Raw genomic sequence first — 15,968 nt, forward strand, 5'->3', positions numbered from 1 at the left:
TGCCTGCGGACATCCACCCTCTTGCGGCAGTTTTCGCGGCCATGGCCGCTCCCACGGACGTCAGCCGCGGCCGACGAAGCGCGCGTCCACCTCACGCATGCGCGCACAGCCGATCAAACCGAGCGTGCGCTCCATCTCGCTGCGCAGGATGTCCAGCCCCCGCGCAGCACCGGCCGAGCCCGCCGCAGCCAGTCCGTAGAGCGTCGCACGCCCTGACATCGCCGCATCCGCGCCGAGCGCGCGCGCCTTGACGAAATCGCTGCCGCGCCGGAAACCGCTGTCCACGATCACCGTCATCTCCGCGCCCACCGCCTGACGCACCGCAGCTAGTGTCTCGATCGGCGCCGGGGCACCATCGAGCTGCCGGCCGCCATGGTTGCTCACCACCACACCGTCCGCGCCCGCCTCCTTCGCCCGCAGCGCATCCTCAGGCAGCAGTACGCCCTTCACCAGCAGCTTGCGCGGCCACAGGGCGCGCAGCCAGCACACGTCCTCCCAGGTGAGCGAGGTATCCATCTGCGCGGCGAGGAAGGCTGCGGCGTTCTTCGCGCTGTCCATGCCGGGCGGCAGGAAGTCGCCCAGGTTGCGAAAGCGCGGCATGCCGTGCGGCACGAGCACATCCCAAACCCAGGCTGGATGCCGGGCCACATCGAACACGTTGCCCCAGCTGAGTTTCATCGGCGCTCGGTAGTTGCGCCGGTCCCACTCGCGGTTACCGAACACCGAAGCGTCGGTGGTAAGCACGATCGCCTCGCAGCCAGCGAGCTCGGCCCGCTTCACTACCGCAGCAAGGTTGTCGCGGTCCTTGAAAGGGTAGATCTGCATCCAGTGGCGCACGCCGATCTCGGCGATCTCCTCCAGCGCCACCGTCGATACCATGCTCTGACAGAACGGAATGCCGGCCACCTTCGCCGCCTCGGCCAGCACGCGGTCGCCTGCGTGCGTCAGCAGCCCGTTGAAACCGGTCGGCGCGATGATCGCGGGCAGTGCGATGTCCACATCGAACAGCGGCACTGCGAGGGAGCGCTGCGACACATCGACCAGCGTACGCGGCAAGAGCAAAACCTCATCGAGCGCGCTGCGATTGCGCGCCAGCGTGAGCTCGTCGTCGGCGCCGCCCTCGACATACTCGAGGCAGAAGTTCGGCAGCCGATGTTCCGCCATGGCGCGCAGCTCGGCGATGCTCTGGGCACGTGCAGGGTTTCGCCCGCGATAGAGCTTTCGTCTTGAGGGCACGGATAGGAATGGATGAGCAGATGATGGTCGAATTGTAACCCCCGCGTCGCATGCTGCCTGCCTGCGCCTTGTGGGCCATCCCCAGGCTTGGTACCCACAGCCGGTGGGCGTACACTTCCACCGCATCCAACTTCTCCGCGAGGACTGCCGCATGGCCGGCCGCAAGAAGAACCTTCCGCTCGTCTACGCCTGCTCGGGCTGCTCCAGCGCCGCGCAGATGGCGAACCACGTCGCCCTGCGCCTGGACCATGAAGGCGAGGCGGAGATGTCGTGCATCGCCGGCGTCGGCGGCAACGTGCCCGCGCTGGTCAAGATTGCACGCTCGGGCCGCCCCATCCTGGCGCTCGACGGCTGTGCGCTGGAATGCACGAAGAGCAGCCTCACCGAGCGCGGCGTAGCACCGTCGATCCACCTGCTGCTCAACGAGCAGGGGGTGAAGAAGCGCTATGCGAGCGACTTCGACCCGGAGGAGGCCGACGCCGTCTTCAGGCGGGCACGTGCGCACGCACATGACCTGCGCATGCAGATGGAGCAGGATGGCGTGGGCACGCCTCCCCAGCGGCCCGCAAAGGCAAACAAGAACGGGACGGCTTGAACTTGCGGCGCCCCGCACCGATATGAGCAAAGGCTGACTTTTACGGAGCGCCTGTCATGTCCGAAGCCCTGCACCTCGTCTGCCCGCACTGCCACGCGGTCAACCGCGTTCCTGCCGCGCGCCTGGGCGAAAACCCAGCATGCGGCCAGTGCAGGCAACCGCTCTTCACCGCCCAGCCCCTCGAGCTCGACGGCCCCCACTTCGACCGCCACATCGGCCGCAACGACATCCCGGTGCTGGTGGATTTCTGGGCACCCTGGTGCGGCCCCTGCCGCATGATGGCGCCCGCCTTCGCGCAGGCGGCGAGCATGCTCGAGCCACAGTTCCGCGTTGCCAAGCTGGATACCGAAGCCCACCAGGCCATCGCCGCACGCCATGGCATCCGCAGCATCCCGACACTGGCCTTGTTCCGTGGCGGCCGAGAGATCGCCCGCCAGGCGGGCGCCATGGCCGCCGCCGACATCGTGCGCTGGGCGCGCTCGCATGTGGGCTGAGCACCACCGGACCGTCTGAACCGGCAGGACACCAGCCCCGCCGTGGGACCGGCCCGGCCTTCAGGCCGCGGCCAGCGCCATCCACCCCCAATACACCGCCATTGCGCCCGCGATCGACAACGCGAGGTGTAGTGCCACGCTCACCATCGGCCAGCGCCAGCTGCCCGTTTCGGTACGCATCACGACCAGCGTGGCCACGCAGGGGATGAACAACATGGTCGCGGTGAGGAAGGCCAGCGCCGAACCCACCGGGATGCTCGCCGAGAGCACCTCGGCCAGCGCCTGGCCTTCGCCCTCGATACCGTACAGGATGCCAAGTGCGGCGATGGCGTTCTCCTTGGCGACGAAGCTCGCCAGCAGCGCGACGATGAGCCGCCAGTCGAGGCCGAGCAGCTCACTCACCGGCGCGATGCCCTGGCCGAAGCGGCCGAGCCAGCTCTGTTCCAGCCCCTCACCGGGGAAGTAGGCGAGCGCCCACAGCACCACCGAGAAGATCAGGATCAGGCTGCCCGCATTGCGCAGGAAGGCGATCACGTGCCGGCGCACGAAGCGCACGATGGTACGCACACTGGGCACGTGATAGAGCGGCATCTCCATGATGAAGAACACGCGCTTGCCGCGGAACAGGGAGCGGTTGAAGAGGCTCCCCGCCACCGCCACCAGCAGCAGGTTCACACCGATGAAGGCGAGCGTCACCGCCAGCGCCACATCGCCGAAGAACACCGGTGCGAGAAACGCGAGCACCAGCAGGCGCGCGCTGCACGGCACCAGCGGCGCAAGCAGGATGGTGAGCAGGCGGCCGCTGGGCGAGTCGATCACGCGCGCGCCCATCACCGCCGGCACGTTGCAGCCGAAACCCAGGCACAGCGGGAGGAAGCTCTTGCCGTGCAGGCCCATGCGGTGCATGTAGCGGTCCATGACGTAGGCCGCGCGGGCGAAATAGCCGGTGTCCTCGAGCAGCGCGAGCGCGGCGAAGAACACCGCCAGCAGCGGCACGAAGGTGATCACCGTACCGGCGCCGCCGAGCACCCCGTCGACGAGCAGGCCCGAGACCCAGGGCGGTGCGTTCGCCAGGCGCTCGCCCAGCCAGACGCCGAGCGGCTCGATCAGCCCGCCCTCGAGCCAGTCCTGCACCGGCCCGGCGAGCTCGAAGGTGAGCCCGAAGATGAGCGCGAACACGCCCATCAGCAGCACCAGGCCCCACACGGGATGCAGGGCGATGCGGTCGAGCCGGTCGGTCAGGCTCACCTGGCCGAGGCGGGGGCGTCGCACCGCGGCGCGCGCCATGCGCTCGATCCACTCGTAGCGCCCCGCGGCGATGCCGAGCACCGCGTCCTCGTGCTCTCCGAGCAGGGCCTCGATCTGCGCCCACACCGGCTCGGGCGCCCGCTGGCGTGCCAGGTCGATGAGCTCACCGTCGCCCTCGAGCAGCTTCATCGCCACCCAGTGCGCCGGATAGGGGGCGGGCACGTGCCCCTCAAGCAGTGCATGCACCGCGGCGAGCACCTCGCGGTGCGGCGCGGCGATCTCCGGACGCACCGGCTTGCATGCCGATGGGTCAACGGCCAGACGCAACGCGGTGCCGACGAGCACCGCCACGCCTTGCGCCCGCCGCGCAACCAGCGGCACCACCGGCAGGCCGAGCGCCGCCGCGAACACCCCGGGGTCGATGTCGATGCCCTGCGAGGCGGCGACGTCGGTCATGTTGAGTCCGAGCACGATCGGCGTATCGAGCCCGAGCGCGAGCAGCTCGGCGAGCAGATAGAGGCTGCGCTCGAGCGCCGAGGCGTCGGCGATCACCATCACCACGTCGGGCTTCTCGAAGATCAGGAAATCACGCGCGACGCGTTCCTCGGGAGAATTGGCGGTGAGGCTGTAGGTGCCGGGCAGGTCCACCAGCGTGGCCTCGACGCCCTCGTGGCGGACGGTGCCCTCGGCGCGCTCCACGGTCTTGCCGGCCCAGTTGCCGACGTGCTGCTCGAGCCCGGTGAGCAGGTTGAACACCGTCGTCTTGCCGACATTGGGCTGTCCGGCGAGGCCGATGAGCACGCGCTCGCGTCCGCTTGCCGCTGAGCTCATGTCGGGCACGCCTCGACCAGGACCTTGTTGGCCTCGCCCCGACCGAGCGCAAGCCGGGTGTCGCGCACGCGCACCAGCATCGGGCCGCGGCCGCTGTTCTGCATCACCTCGACCGATGCGCCCAGCACCATGCCCATCGCCGCGAGCCGGCTGGCGAACTCGTTGCCGCCGGACAGCTCGCGCACCACCGCGCGCGCATGGACCGGCAGCCGATCCAGGGGAGAAAGGGAGATCGCGTTCATTCGTGCTCCGAAGCCAGTGCGATGCGCTCCATCACCAGCCCGCCCAGCAGAGCGAAGAGGGCGATCAGCGCCGACAGCACCAGCATGTAAGACATGCCAAAATAATGCGCCAGCAGTGGCAACAAGGGCAGCTTGATCGCTCGCGCATACAGCACCACCGCAAGCAGGGCGGTGCGCATGCTGCGGGCGTGCAGCTCGGCGAGCCCCGCGATCGCGAGCGCGAACACGAAGCTCAGCGCATGGCGCCGCAACGCGAAGCCCTTGCCCAGCGCGAGCGATTCGGCAGGCACGTGGGCAACGCCCACGGTCACCCACGCCACAACCAGCGCCGTCACCGCGGGCCGCCCGACACCGGCATCGAGCAGTTCGCCGCCCAGCAGGTAACCCGCGACCGGATGCCCCATCGCGACGCTGCCGACGCTGGCCCCGAGCAGCACGTCGAGCACCGCGTGACGTCCGAACCAGGACAGCAGCCCGGTATGCGGCAACCAGGCTAGGATCAGGCTGCTCAGCAGCAGCGTACCCAGCATCGCCGGTAGCATCTGGGCGAAGTTGCGCAGCGTGCGCTGCACGGCGCCCTGCTGCGCCTTGGGGCGGTCGGCCGGGCGATCAGCGGGCGCTTTCATCGCGCCGCTCCTCGTCCTGCGCCGCTGCGTCCGATGGCGCCATGGAGAGGATCCAGCGCGCCAGCAACCGGGCCTCGTCCTCGCTCACCGCGTTGGGCGGCATGGCCGCACTGCCCCATTGCCCCGCGCTCCCGCTCAGAATGCGCGCAGCGATGAACGACTCCGCATCTGGCTCGCCAGCCCGACGCGCCGCAATCTGGCGGTAGCCAGGTCCGATGATGGTGCCGCCCACGCCATGACAGGTCATGCAGTACTTCGCGCGTGCGAGTCTCTCGGCGGGCACCGGCCCGCTCGCCACGGCACCGGCCGCGGCGAGCATCCCGACACATGCGAGGGAGATCAATCCGGTGGCCCGGAAAACGAGGGGTCGAGTGCGGTTGTCGTTCATGTCCGGAGTGAAGCAATTTGGGTGCCACGAAACCCGTGAAAACGTGGCCGGTTTTCAGCGCCTCAGCCAGGATCGCAGCAAACAACTGCCACGCATTGCGTCAGACTGCGTCATGGCTACGTCAAATTTGTCTGCCTTCGGCAGACTGCCATTACTGCCTGCCAGGCCCTGCCACGCAAAACCCCAGCCACACCATCGTGTGCGAGCGCCGCCCAGGAAAACCTCAACTGCTGGCACGCGGCTTGCGTGTGGAAGCGCGCAGGAAGCCGACAACATAGTCGGCCCAGCGCAAGGTTTGCGTCTCCATCCGCACCGCGAGGTTCGGCGAGTCGTGATCCACCGCCCCCACCCCAGGCCGCGCCAGCTGACGGACGTTCCAATGGAACCACACCGCCGGCGATAGCGCGGCACCCATTTCCGTAACAGGAGTACCCGTGTCCACGCATCGCAAACTGATTCACCGTCTGGCCTTCGCCGACGGCATCGCCCTGCTCATGCTCGTCTTCGTCGCGGTGCCGGTGAAGTACATGCTGGACCAGCCGATCGGCGTAAAGCTCCTCGGCCCCGTACACGGCGTGCTGTTCCTGTCACTGGCGATCAGCACCATCGCAGCACTCGTTCGCGGCGCGCTCAAGCCTTCGCTCGGTGCAATGCTGCTGATCGGAGCGCTGCTTCCGCTCGGCGCATTCTTCGCCGACGGCCAACTCAGGAAGACCTACCCCGAACTTCGCTAGCCGGAGCCTCACGATGAACGCCCCTGTTCCGTCCGCCATTCCGTCCGCCCCCGCTGCGCCCGCACCATCCACATCTGCAGCCGCCGAGCCCCTTGACCGGCTGACGCATTTTCCGGTCGCCCTGTTCTCGATCGTGATGGGCCTCGCCGGACTCGCTCTCGCCTGGATCAAGGCCCACCACGTATCGGGCGCCCCCGAAGCCATCGGCGACCTGCTGCGCCTGCTCGCTTCAGGCATCTTCCTGTTCCTGCTCGCGGTGTATGCGAGCAAGCTACTGCGCCGCCCTCAGGCGGTGCGAGCCGACTGGATGCATCCGGTGAAACTGAATTTCTTCCCCGCCATATCCATCGGCCTGATCCTGCTCTCCGTGGCCTGGGGGCGCGACATGCCGGGTACGGCCGCGTGGATCTGGGGCCTCGGGGCGGCGCTGCACCTTGCGTTCACGCTCGCCGCGATGAGCAGTTGGATCCACCACCCTCGCTACAAGCTCGAGCACGCCAACCCGGCCTGGTTCATCCCGGTGGTGGGCAACATCCTGGTGCCGATCGCTGGCGTGGGCTTCGCACCAGTGGATGTGAGCTGGTTCTTCTTCAGCATCGGAGTGGTCTTCTGGCTGGTGCTGATGACCATCATCCTGCACCGCCTGTTCTTCAACGAGCCACTGCCGGCCCGCCTCGCGCCGACGCTGTTCATCCTCATCGCGCCGCCGGCTGCCGGCTTCCTCGCCTACGTGGCGCTGATCGACGGCCTCGACGTCTTTGCCCGCGTGCTCTATTTCACCGCGCTCTTCCTCACCCTGCTGCTGGCAAGCAACGCGCTGCGCTTCCTCCGCCTGCCGTTCGCGATCTCGGGCTGGGCCTACTCCTTCCCGCTCGCGGCGATGACGCTGGCGAGCTTCGAGATGGGCGTGCGCAGCGGGCGGGGCTTCTACACCTCGCTCGCCTGGCTGTTGCTCGCGGTGCTCACCGCAGTCGTGGCGCTGCTGAGCGTGAAGACGCTGGCGGCCGCCTCGAAAGGGAAGATCTGCGTTCCGGAGTAAGCGCCCACCCATACCGTAGCGGCGCAACGCGCCTAAACTGCATGCGCCGCGCCGGGTTTCTGCATCAGCACCACATCCTTGCACGGAATCTCGCACTGCCAGCCGAGCAGGCGGGCGATGTGGCGGAAGGTGGCCTCGCGGTAAAACACCACGTGGGTCGGGTCGCGCCGGTAGTGCCAGTTCGCGAAGCGCGCATCGTCGGTCTGGAAGCAGGTCATCAGCGCCAGCCAGCCCCCGGGGTGCAGCATGCGGTCAAAGCGGCTGAACTCGGTCGCAGGATCATGGAAGTGCTCGGCCACCTCGGTGCAGGTAATGAAGTCGTAGCGGCGCATGAGCACGGCTGCATCAGGTGCGAAGAAGGGGTCATAGAGCGCCACCCGATGCCCCGCTTCGCGCAGCATGGTCGCCAGCGCAGGCCCAGGCCCGCAGCCGTAGTCAAGTCCGTCACAAGCCGGCGGCAGGCGCACCAGCAAGGGCTCGGCCAGACGGAACAGGAAGCGCCGGTAGCCGATGTCCTGAAGATCGTTCGCATGCAGCAGGTACTCCGCCCGCTCATCGGCCTGCGCCGGTCGCTGCGCAGGCACGAGGAAGGTTGCCTCGCAGATCTCGCAGCGCCAGTAGTCACGCCCACCCACCGTGATGAAGGGTCGCGGCGCGGGGTCCAGACACACCGGGCAGGCCGGGCAAGACGGAGCGGCGCCAGACACGGACATCGGCGTTCAGAAATGCCAGGCGACCTGCAGCGTCGGCGCGTCGGTGTCGATACCCGGAAGCGGGCGCCCATCGGGATACGTCTGATTGCCGAACTTGTTGCGCCAGTATTCATAGCCGATGCCGACGAGCAGGGACTTCTTCCGGCCCCAGGCCATCTGCCCGACATCAATCATCAGCGCAGTACGCATGAGGGTCTCGGTGCCGGTGCGGGTGCCGGCGTAGTCACGCCCCTTCTCGCCGTTGATGGCGAGGAAGCCTTCGAACTGCAGCGGCACCGAGCCGGCCCGGAACGGAATACCCCACACCAGATTGACCACCCACTGCGGATCGAAGCCGATCTCGCGCTTCGGACAGACCGGCGCGTCGAGCCGGCAGCGGTTCCACTCCTTGCCCACCATCAGGCTCAGGTCAAGGTAGCCGGGCACGTCGAACTTGAAGGTGGGGCCGACCACGACGAAGCGTTTGCGCGGCGAAAACGCGGTGTCCTTGGTGTTGAGGTCGAAGCCAGCGCTCAGGGCCACCTCCTTCACCGGCCCGAACGCGAAGCTGCGCTCGAACGCCTTGCCCAGGTGGAGTTGGTGACGGTAGGCGAGATATACCTCGGTCGCGCCACGGCTGTGCCCTTTCTTCGGGTCGGTCGCGTCGGAGCGAAGGGCCTTGAGGCTGAGAAAATTCTGTCCGAGCGCGTAGCCACTCGCATGGGTGAACTGCACGATGTCCTTGCGCACCTCGCGCCGGTTGCCTGGCTCGGTAAACTCGGTGCCGCGGACGTAGGTGACGGCGTTGTCGTACCAGTTCGCGGCCTGGGTCGCCATCGGCATTCCCGCCAGCACAGCGGCGCATGCGAGGAACAGGGGATAGGGAGCCGTGCTCATGCGGTACCTGCGGTCCAGGGTGATCGTTCAACTGCCCAAAAATGCCGTCCTGCGCAGCGTCTCCAGCCGACGCACCAAACAATGCGAATCGGCGCCAGGCGGAGAGCGGGCACGAAAGAAGAGCGCGGATCATACATCACCGCAATGCACATTCAGATCGCCCGGACGCTCCAGGTGTCCGGCTTTTCCAGCCGCTATCCGCCCGCAGTATCCGAAATGCGCAATATGCACTTGCGCATTCGGGCCTCGACCGATTCAATGCGAGGCGCGGCAAACCTCTGACCTTTCCCGCACTCCTTTCTGCAGCGCGACTACGATGACCGAGCAAACAATCGAAAAAGGACAAGAAGCGAGCAGCAGTTTCAGCTTTGAAGACATGCGCCTGGCGGTTGGCGACCGGCTGCAGATCGAGTGCTCCGCCTCGACCGGGATGCAGCGCGCCTTCGTGCGCGTACTGGGCTACCTGGAAGGCGTCAGCCTGATGGTGACGGCACCGGCCGCGGGGCGGAACCGGATCGCACTGATCGAGAACGACCTGGTCATCGTGCGCGCCTTCTCGCGCCAAAGCGCCTTCGCCTTCCGAGCCTCGGTACTGCGCGCGTGCAAGCTGCCTTTCGATTACCTGCACCTGAGCTTTCCGACCAAGGCCCAGGGCACGCTGATCCGCAAGGCGATGCGGGTGCGCACCAGCATTCCCGCCCAGGTCGGGAAGGGAGACGGCGGCGAAATGGCTCAGGGAACCCTGCTCAACCTCAGCGCCACCGGCGCCCTGATCCACAGCCTCGTCCCGCTCGGCGAGGAGGGCGGGCTGGTGCGGCTGCGCTTCGAGACGAAGCTCCATGATGTGGAGTCGGTCATCGACGTGGCGGCGGACATCCGCAACGTTCAGGAAGGCGCGGCGGAGGGCGAGGACGACGTCGAGTACCAATATGGCGTCGATTTCCGTGATCTGTCACCCACCGACCGCATGCAGATCAAGAGCCTCGTCTATCAGATAGTGATCGAGCACCCCCGCCAGGTCATCTAGCCCCGATCGCGCTCACAGCATCTTGCCCGGGTTGAGGATACCCTTCGGGTCCAGCGTCGCCTTGAGGCTGCGCATCAGAACCAGTTCGGCCTCGTTGCGCGAATAGTGCAGCCAGTCGCGCTTGAGCACGCCGATGCCATGCTCGGCAGACACCGATCCGCGGCGGCGGCGCACTACGCCATAGACCGCTTCCTCGATCGCATGCCGTGTCGCTGCGTCCGCAGGCACACGGCCCACCAGCACATGCAGGTTGCCATCGCCCACATGACCGAAGAACAGCGCGGGCAGCGCCGGCCAGCCGGCCTGCAGGTTCTCGCGCACGGCCTGTGCGCAGGCGCCGATCTCCGCCACCGGCACCGAGACGTCGAAGTTCAGCGTCGGCGCGTAGTCGCGCACGATCTCGGCGATTCCATCGCGGATCGCCCACAGCGCCTCGGCATCGGCCACCGACTGCGCCAGCGCCGCATCGAGCAGGAACCCCTCCGCCAGCGCCTCTTCCAGCATTGCCTCGAAACGTCGCGTGTCCGTCTGCGGCTGGCCACCCTGCATGTCGATCAGCACCAGGACCGGGTGGTCGTCCCCGAGCGGTCGCCGGCTACCCGTCGCAGCAAGCGCGGCCTCGAAGTAGTCGCGCCACATGATCTCGAACGCGCTCACCTGCCCGGACAGACTCTGCTGCGCATGGCGCAGAAAGCGTAGCGCCGCATCGAAGTCGGGCACCGCCACCAGCGCGGTGCAGGTGGCGCGCGGCAAGGGCTGCAGCTTCAGCACCGCACGCGTGACGACACCGAGCAGCCCCTCGCTGCCGATGAAGAGGTGCTTCAGGTCGATACCGGCGTTGTTCTTGACCATGCGGTTCATCATGTCGAGCACGGTGCCATCCGCCAGCACGACCTCCAGCCCCAGCACCGAGTCACGCGTATTGCCGTAGCGGATCACGCGATTGCCGCCGGCGTTGGTCGCCACGTTGCCACCGATCTGGCACGAACCGCGCGCACCGAGGTCGATGGCGAGCAGCGCACCTGCGTCACGGCACGCATCCTGCACCGTCTGCAGTACCGCGCCCGCCTGCACGGTCACCGTGCCGGAATCCACGTCGATCGCTTCAATCCGGTTCATGCGCTCGAGCGAGATCACGACCTCGCCCCCGCACGGCACCGCCCCCCCCACCAGCCCCGAGAGCCCACCCTGCGCCACCACGGCCTGACCATGCGCGTTACACAGCGCAAGCATGCGTGCAAGCTCGTCCGTGCTGCGCGGGCGCAGCACGGCCAGCGGCTCGCCACCCGGCAAGGCGCTCCAGTCCGTGCGGTGTCGGGGGTCGACCTCGGCACCGGAGAGCACTTCGGTGCCGAACTCAGCACGCAACGCTGCGAGCACGGGCGCAGAGGCTGGGGGAGAGAGAGAAGGGGAGGCACCGAGGGCGGAGAGTCGAGCGGCGGATTCGTTTTTGGGCATCATCTATACGAGCGGGAAAGTAGCGGGCGGGAGCCGGGACTGGCGACAACACGCCCTTTCAGACGAAGACGGGTTCGGGCTCGAGGCACACGCCGAAGCGTGCTTCCACATCGGCCATGATGGCCTGCGCCAGACGCTGCACATCGCCCCCCGTGGCGCCACCGTGGTTCACCAGCACCAGAGCTTGGTGGGAATAGCTGCCTACCGGCCCTAGGCTTCGCCCCTTCCAGCCAGCCTGCTCGATCAGCCAGCCAGCAGCGAGCTTCTCCTGCCCGGCGGCCTGGGGGTAGTGTGGCATGCCCGGGTGGGCGGCCAGCAGCCGGGCGCATCGTTCTGCGTCGACCACCGGGTTCTTGAAAAAGCTGCCGGCATTGCCGATGTCGGCGGGGTCCGGCAGCTTGCGGCGCCGGACCGCGATCACCGCGTCCGAGACGGCCCGGGCCTCAGGTGCGCTGCAACCGCGCGCCGCAAGCTCGAGCGCGAGGTCTGCGTAGCGGGTGAGCGGCTGCCATGGCCGCGGCAGGCGAAAGCGCACCGTACTCACCAGCCACCTACCCGGATTGCGCTTGAACACGCTGTCCCGATAGCCGAACCCGCAGGCCGCCAGGTCGAACATCCGCAGGGCACCCGTATCGAGATCGACCGCATCGAGCGACTCGAAGCGATCGGCCAACTCCAGGCCGTAGGCGCCGATGTTCTGGATCGGCGCGGCGCCGACCGTACCCGGGATCAGCGACAGGTTTTCCAGGCCCGGCCAGCCCTGGTCCAGCGTCCAGCGCACGAAGTCGTGCCAGCACTCGCCGCCCCCGGCCTCGATCGTCCAACCCTCGTCATCGACGCGCAGCAGGCGTCGACCAGGGATCTCGACCTTGAGCACCGTGCCGTCGAAATCGCCGGTGAACACCAGATTGCTGCCCCCCCCCAGCACCAGTCGGCGCCCCGTACGCCACTGCGGCGTGGCGATGGCCGCGCGCACGTCGGCGACACTGCGCACCTTGACCAGGCACGTGGCGCGCGCGCGCAGGCCGAAGGTGTTCAGCCTGCTGAGGTCTGCTCCGGCAACGGCGCCGAGCGTATCCAGACCGTTCGATGGAGCCATTTCTCAGCGCTCCGCCGACACCGGGTCCGGCAGCCTGTCCCGGACCGGCTGGATCGGGAAGAAGCGGTCATAGCCGAGGTTGAATACGAAAGCGTAGAAGGTGTAGGTGATCGCCAGCGCGATGTCCGCGATGAGCGCATCGACCCAGCCCATGCCTGTCCACGCGACGATGACCGGCAGGGTCATCACCAGCAGACCCGACTCGAAACCGACCGCATGCAGTACGCGCAGCCGCAACGGACGACGGTCGGCGGTGCGACCCGTAAGTCGACCTTCCACCCAGTCGAAGCTGGTGTTGTAGCAGCCGTTCCAGATCGCGGCGACCAGGGCCAGCAGTGCCAGCAAGCCGATGGAGTCGGTCAGCGGGACCCCGCTTGCCCAGGCGAAGGGCGGCGTGATCAGCACCAGGCCGCCGAGCTCGAACATTGCGATCTGGCGCAGGCGATCCGGGAAGGAGCGAAGCTTGGGTTTGGCAGACAAGGGGAAACCCTTCGGGCGGACGCATCTCTCGCGCACACCCTCATCCAGCGGGTCGTCCCGCAAAAAAAGGCCGACGTTCGCCGCGTGCATGCGCATGGCGGGCGGGGTCGTCCCCGCGTCGGTCCGGGTAAAGCAGACGGCGCGTGATTGGCGCCGCGCACAATTCTTGCAAGACCCCCGCCACTTGGCAAGGTATGCGGCGCCGCAACACCCGCACAATCCCGCGCACCGGACTTGCGCCCACCCCCGCCGGCCACGCTGAAACGGCCCGCGCAGGGGCATGTTTGGGCGCGCCTGTTAGAATTCAGACACCGACGATCCTTCCACGGGCGCAGCGACCGCCCCCACACGGGGCGGACAGTCGTGTCCGCAATGCCCATGCTCCGCACCCTGGTCCCCATCGGCGCCCTGCTCACCGGCATCGCCCTCCTGCTGCTCGGCTCCGGGCTGCTCAACACCGTGGTCTCCCTGCGCGGCAGCCTGGAAGGCTTCTCGGACAACACCCTCGGCCTCATCGGCTCGACCTACTTCCTCGGCTTCTTCCTCGGCACCTTCGTCGCGCCGCGGCTGATCCGGCGCATGGGCCACATCCGCGCCTTCGCATTCTTCGGCGCCACGGTCGCGAGTTGCATCCTGCTCCATGCGGTGGTCGTGGATGCCTGGTTCTGGATGGGCCTGCGGGTATTCACCGGCGTGGGCCTGGTGGGCTTCTACGCCGTCATCGAGAGCTGGCTCAACGATCAGACCGCGCCCGAGCGCCGTGGCCAGGTGTTCGCCATCTACATGGTGGTGAACCTCGCTGCGCTGGCGGCTGCGCAGCAGATGCTGCGCCTGGATTCACCGCAGAACTTCACCCTGTTCGCGATCGCCGCGGTGTTCGTCTGCCTGTCGCTGCTGCCGGTCACGATGACGCGCTTTCCACAGCCACAGATCGGCAGCCGCCCGCGCCTGAATCTGCGCATGATCTGGCGTGCGGCCCCTGCCGCCTTCGTCGGCGCACTCTCGTCCGGCCTGTCGATGGGCGCGTTCTGGAGCCTGACGCCGGTGTTCGGCGAGCGCATCGGCCTGGACGCGGCCGGCATCGGCCTACTAATGACCACCGCAATCATCGGCGGCGCCGTGCTGCAGTGGCCGATGGGCCGCTTCTCGGACTCCGGCGACCGCCGCCTGGTGCTCGGCGTCGCAGCAGCCGGCGCCGTGGTGTCCGGCACCCTGGTCGCACTCCTCGGCCACATCGAATACGTGACCCTGGCCGGACTCTTCCTGTTCGGCGGCGCTGCATTCGCGGTCTATCCCATCGTGGTGGCCCACCTCGTCGACCACCTGCACCAGGACGAGATCCTGGCCGGCAATACCGGCGTGCTGTTCCTGCACGGCGTGGGCGCGGCGGCCGGCCCGGCCATCGCGGGCGCACTGATGGGCCATTTCGGCGCCATCGCGCTACCGCTGCACCTGGGCCTGGCGTTCGTGCCGCTGGCGATCTTCGCGATCATCCTTTCGCGTCGCACCACCGACGAGATCGTCGACGAACCCGCGCAGTTCACGCCGATGATGCGCACCTCGCCGGAGGTGCTCGAGATGGTCACACCGGACGAGAACGCCGGGAGCGCTCAGGACCCCGAAGCAGTTGAAGACAAGGTCGAGGATCAGGGCCCGCGCACCGCGCAGGACGCCTCCCCGGACGAAGCGCTCACGGCCGACGGCGATACCGAGGAGCCACAGACGATTCTGGCCCCGGAAGCCGCTCCAGCGCCCGGCGCAGCCCAGGCCGCGGCCGCATTCAGCGCAGAGGACTCCGAGGATCGAACCGGGACACCGCCGACGCTCCCGGCTGGCGTCGATCTGGCGCACGAGGGCGCAGACGCCGAAGGCTCAGCGGCGCAGGCCGCGCCGCCATCCGGCGAGCGCGACCCGGGCGCATTGCTCAAACCCCCGCCATCTTCTGCGCCCACCACAGGTATAGCGGAATCCCGAGCAGCAGATTGAAGGGGAAGGTGACCGCAAGCGCCGCGGCCACCCCGAGTGCGGGATTGGCCTCGGGCACGGCGATGCGCATCGCGGTCGGCGCCGCGATGTAGGAAGCGCTGCCGGCGAGCGTCATCATCAGCACCGTTCCGCCCACCCCCAGGCCCATTGCCTGCGCCACGGCCCAGCCTCCGAGCGCGAGCACCGGCGGCAGTGCAAGCCCGCAGGCCACCAGGAAGAAACCAGCGCGACGCAGGTCGGGCAATCGGTCGGCCGCGATCAGGCCCATCTCGAGCAGGAACAGGCACAGCGCGCCCTTGAACAGATCGACGAACAGCGGCGACAGCGGCTCCAGCCCCTGTGGCCCGGCGATCCAGCCGATCAGGATGCCGCCGCCAAGCAGCACCACGCTCTTGTTTGCGAACACCTCATGCACGAGCGCGCCCGCGGTGGAACTGCCATCCGCGGATTTCACGCCCCAGCGGGCGATCAGGGTGGCGACGATCAGGGCTGGCGCTTCCATCAGCGCGGCGAGCAGGGCGAGATGCCCCTCGACCTCGACCCCGCGTCCGGCCAGCACTGCTGCGCCAACCGCAAAGGTCACGATACTCACAGAGCCGTAGTGCGCAGACAGCGACGCCGCATCCGCACGCGAGAAGCGCATGCGAAAGAGCGGGAACACGAACAGCGGAATTACCGCGCCCAGCCCGATCGCGAGCAGGGCATCCAGCCACAGGGTCGCGCTCTCCGAGCGCGCAATCTCCACGCCCCCCTTCAGACCGATCGCCAGCAGCAGATAGATCGACAGGGTTTCGAAGACCGCTGCAGGCAGGCGCAGCCCGGAGCGGGCCAGGGAGGCGACGGCACCGAGGGCAAAGAAGAAGGGAACTGCATCGACCATGTGAGATTCCTTGCGG

The 15,968-nt window shown here is 67.8% G+C and carries 17 protein-coding genes; 6 read left to right on the forward strand and 11 right to left on the reverse strand.

From position 1 onward, the window contains the following. Positions 1-60 precede the first annotated feature (60 nt). Positions 61-1,164 carry an alpha-hydroxy acid oxidase gene (locus ACNKW1_RS06865; protein ID WP_418363857.1) on the reverse strand — a complete coding sequence of 368 codons (1,104 nt, stop codon included), beginning with the start codon at positions 1,162-1,164 and terminating at the stop codon, positions 61-63. Between the two features lie 223 nt (positions 1,165-1,387). Between ACNKW1_RS06865 and ACNKW1_RS06870 the strand changes: the two genes are divergently transcribed. Together ACNKW1_RS06870 and trxC are read left to right on the forward strand one after the other, a co-directional pair. Further along, entirely contained in the window at positions 1,388-1,831 is a 444-nt protein-coding gene (locus ACNKW1_RS06870) for a putative zinc-binding protein (RefSeq protein ID WP_418363858.1), read from the forward strand. A 56-nt stretch (positions 1,832-1,887) separates the two neighbouring features. Then, positions 1,888-2,325: a thioredoxin TrxC gene (gene trxC, locus ACNKW1_RS06875; protein ID WP_418363859.1), complete on the forward strand. Its 438-nt coding sequence runs from the start codon at positions 1,888-1,890 to the stop codon at positions 2,323-2,325. A 60-nt stretch (positions 2,326-2,385) separates the two neighbouring features. Here the strand turns inward: trxC and feoB are convergent, their stop codons facing one another. From feoB to ACNKW1_RS06895, 4 genes are read right to left on the reverse strand one after another with little or no spacing between them, the layout of a single operon-like run. Further along, positions 2,386-4,404: a ferrous iron transport protein B gene (gene feoB, locus ACNKW1_RS06880; RefSeq protein WP_418363860.1), complete on the reverse strand. Its 2,019-nt coding sequence runs from the start codon at positions 4,402-4,404 to the stop codon at positions 2,386-2,388. Beyond that, positions 4,401-4,646: a FeoA family protein gene (locus tag ACNKW1_RS06885; RefSeq protein WP_418363861.1), complete on the reverse strand. Its 246-nt coding sequence runs from the start codon at positions 4,644-4,646 to the stop codon at positions 4,401-4,403. The genes feoB and ACNKW1_RS06885 overlap by 4 nt, the downstream gene beginning before the upstream one ends. Next, on the reverse strand, positions 4,643-5,272 hold the full coding sequence (locus tag ACNKW1_RS06890; protein WP_418363862.1) for a hypothetical protein: 630 nt from the start codon (positions 5,270-5,272) through the stop codon (positions 4,643-4,645). Before ACNKW1_RS06890 ends, ACNKW1_RS06885 begins: the two co-directional genes overlap by 4 nt. Further along, a complete protein-coding gene (locus tag ACNKW1_RS06895; protein WP_418363863.1) occupies positions 5,256-5,660 on the reverse strand; it encodes a c-type cytochrome in 405 nt (134 codons plus the stop codon). Before ACNKW1_RS06895 ends, ACNKW1_RS06890 begins: the two co-directional genes overlap by 17 nt. A 434-nt stretch (positions 5,661-6,094) precedes the next feature. On the opposite strand from ACNKW1_RS06895, the gene ACNKW1_RS06900 reads away from it, so the two are divergent. Both ACNKW1_RS06900 and ACNKW1_RS06905 read left to right on the forward strand, forming a co-directional pair. Then, positions 6,095-6,394, forward strand: coding sequence for a DUF3817 domain-containing protein (locus tag ACNKW1_RS06900; protein WP_418363864.1), 300 nt, complete (start codon positions 6,095-6,097; stop codon positions 6,392-6,394). A gap of 13 nt (positions 6,395-6,407) precedes the next feature. Continuing rightward, positions 6,408-7,433, forward strand: coding sequence for an SLAC1 anion channel family protein (locus ACNKW1_RS06905; RefSeq protein ID WP_418363865.1), 1,026 nt, complete (start codon positions 6,408-6,410; stop codon positions 7,431-7,433). A gap of 32 nt (positions 7,434-7,465) precedes the next feature. Here the strand turns inward: ACNKW1_RS06905 and ACNKW1_RS06910 are convergent, their stop codons facing one another. Continuing rightward, a complete protein-coding gene (locus ACNKW1_RS06910) occupies positions 7,466-8,146 on the reverse strand; it encodes a class I SAM-dependent methyltransferase (protein ID WP_418363866.1) in 681 nt (226 codons plus the stop codon). Between the two features lie 6 nt (positions 8,147-8,152). Further along, positions 8,153-9,022, reverse strand: a complete 870-nt coding sequence (locus ACNKW1_RS06915; protein ID WP_418363867.1) for a hypothetical protein — start codon at positions 9,020-9,022, stop codon at positions 8,153-8,155. Between the two features lie 316 nt (positions 9,023-9,338). Between ACNKW1_RS06915 and ACNKW1_RS06920 the strand changes: the two genes are divergently transcribed. Continuing rightward, a complete protein-coding gene (locus ACNKW1_RS06920) occupies positions 9,339-10,049 on the forward strand; it encodes a flagellar brake protein (protein WP_418363868.1) in 711 nt (236 codons plus the stop codon). A 12-nt stretch (positions 10,050-10,061) separates the two neighbouring features. Here ACNKW1_RS06920 and ACNKW1_RS06925 read toward each other — a convergent pair whose 3' ends face one another. The 3 genes from ACNKW1_RS06925 to ACNKW1_RS06935 all read right to left on the reverse strand — a co-directional run bounded on the left by ACNKW1_RS06925 (position 10,062) and on the right by ACNKW1_RS06935 (position 13,086). After that, entirely contained in the window at positions 10,062-11,429 is a 1,368-nt protein-coding gene (locus tag ACNKW1_RS06925) for an FAD-binding oxidoreductase (protein WP_418363869.1), read from the reverse strand. Between the two features lie 136 nt (positions 11,430-11,565). Next, positions 11,566-12,606, reverse strand: coding sequence for a UDP-N-acetylmuramate dehydrogenase (gene murB, locus ACNKW1_RS06930; RefSeq protein WP_418363870.1), 1,041 nt, complete (start codon positions 12,604-12,606; stop codon positions 11,566-11,568). A gap of 3 nt (positions 12,607-12,609) precedes the next feature. Next, positions 12,610-13,086, reverse strand: a complete 477-nt coding sequence (locus ACNKW1_RS06935; protein WP_418363871.1) for a PACE efflux transporter — start codon at positions 13,084-13,086, stop codon at positions 12,610-12,612. Between the two features lie 378 nt (positions 13,087-13,464). Here ACNKW1_RS06935 and ACNKW1_RS06940 point away from each other — a divergent pair, with 378 nt between their 5' ends. Then, on the forward strand, positions 13,465-15,072 hold the full coding sequence (locus tag ACNKW1_RS06940) for an MFS transporter (RefSeq protein WP_418363872.1): 1,608 nt from the start codon (positions 13,465-13,467) through the stop codon (positions 15,070-15,072). Here ACNKW1_RS06940 and ACNKW1_RS06945 read toward each other — a convergent pair. Further along, entirely contained in the window at positions 15,011-15,952 is a 942-nt protein-coding gene (locus tag ACNKW1_RS06945; RefSeq protein WP_418363873.1) for a sodium-dependent bicarbonate transport family permease, read from the reverse strand. The genes ACNKW1_RS06940 and ACNKW1_RS06945 overlap by 62 nt on opposite strands. Between the last annotated feature and the right edge of the window lie 16 nt (positions 15,953-15,968).

Origin of the sequence: Thauera sp. WH-2 (assembly GCF_048321015.1) — a bacterium.
Taxonomy (GTDB): Bacteria; Pseudomonadota; Gammaproteobacteria; order Burkholderiales; family Rhodocyclaceae; genus Thauera.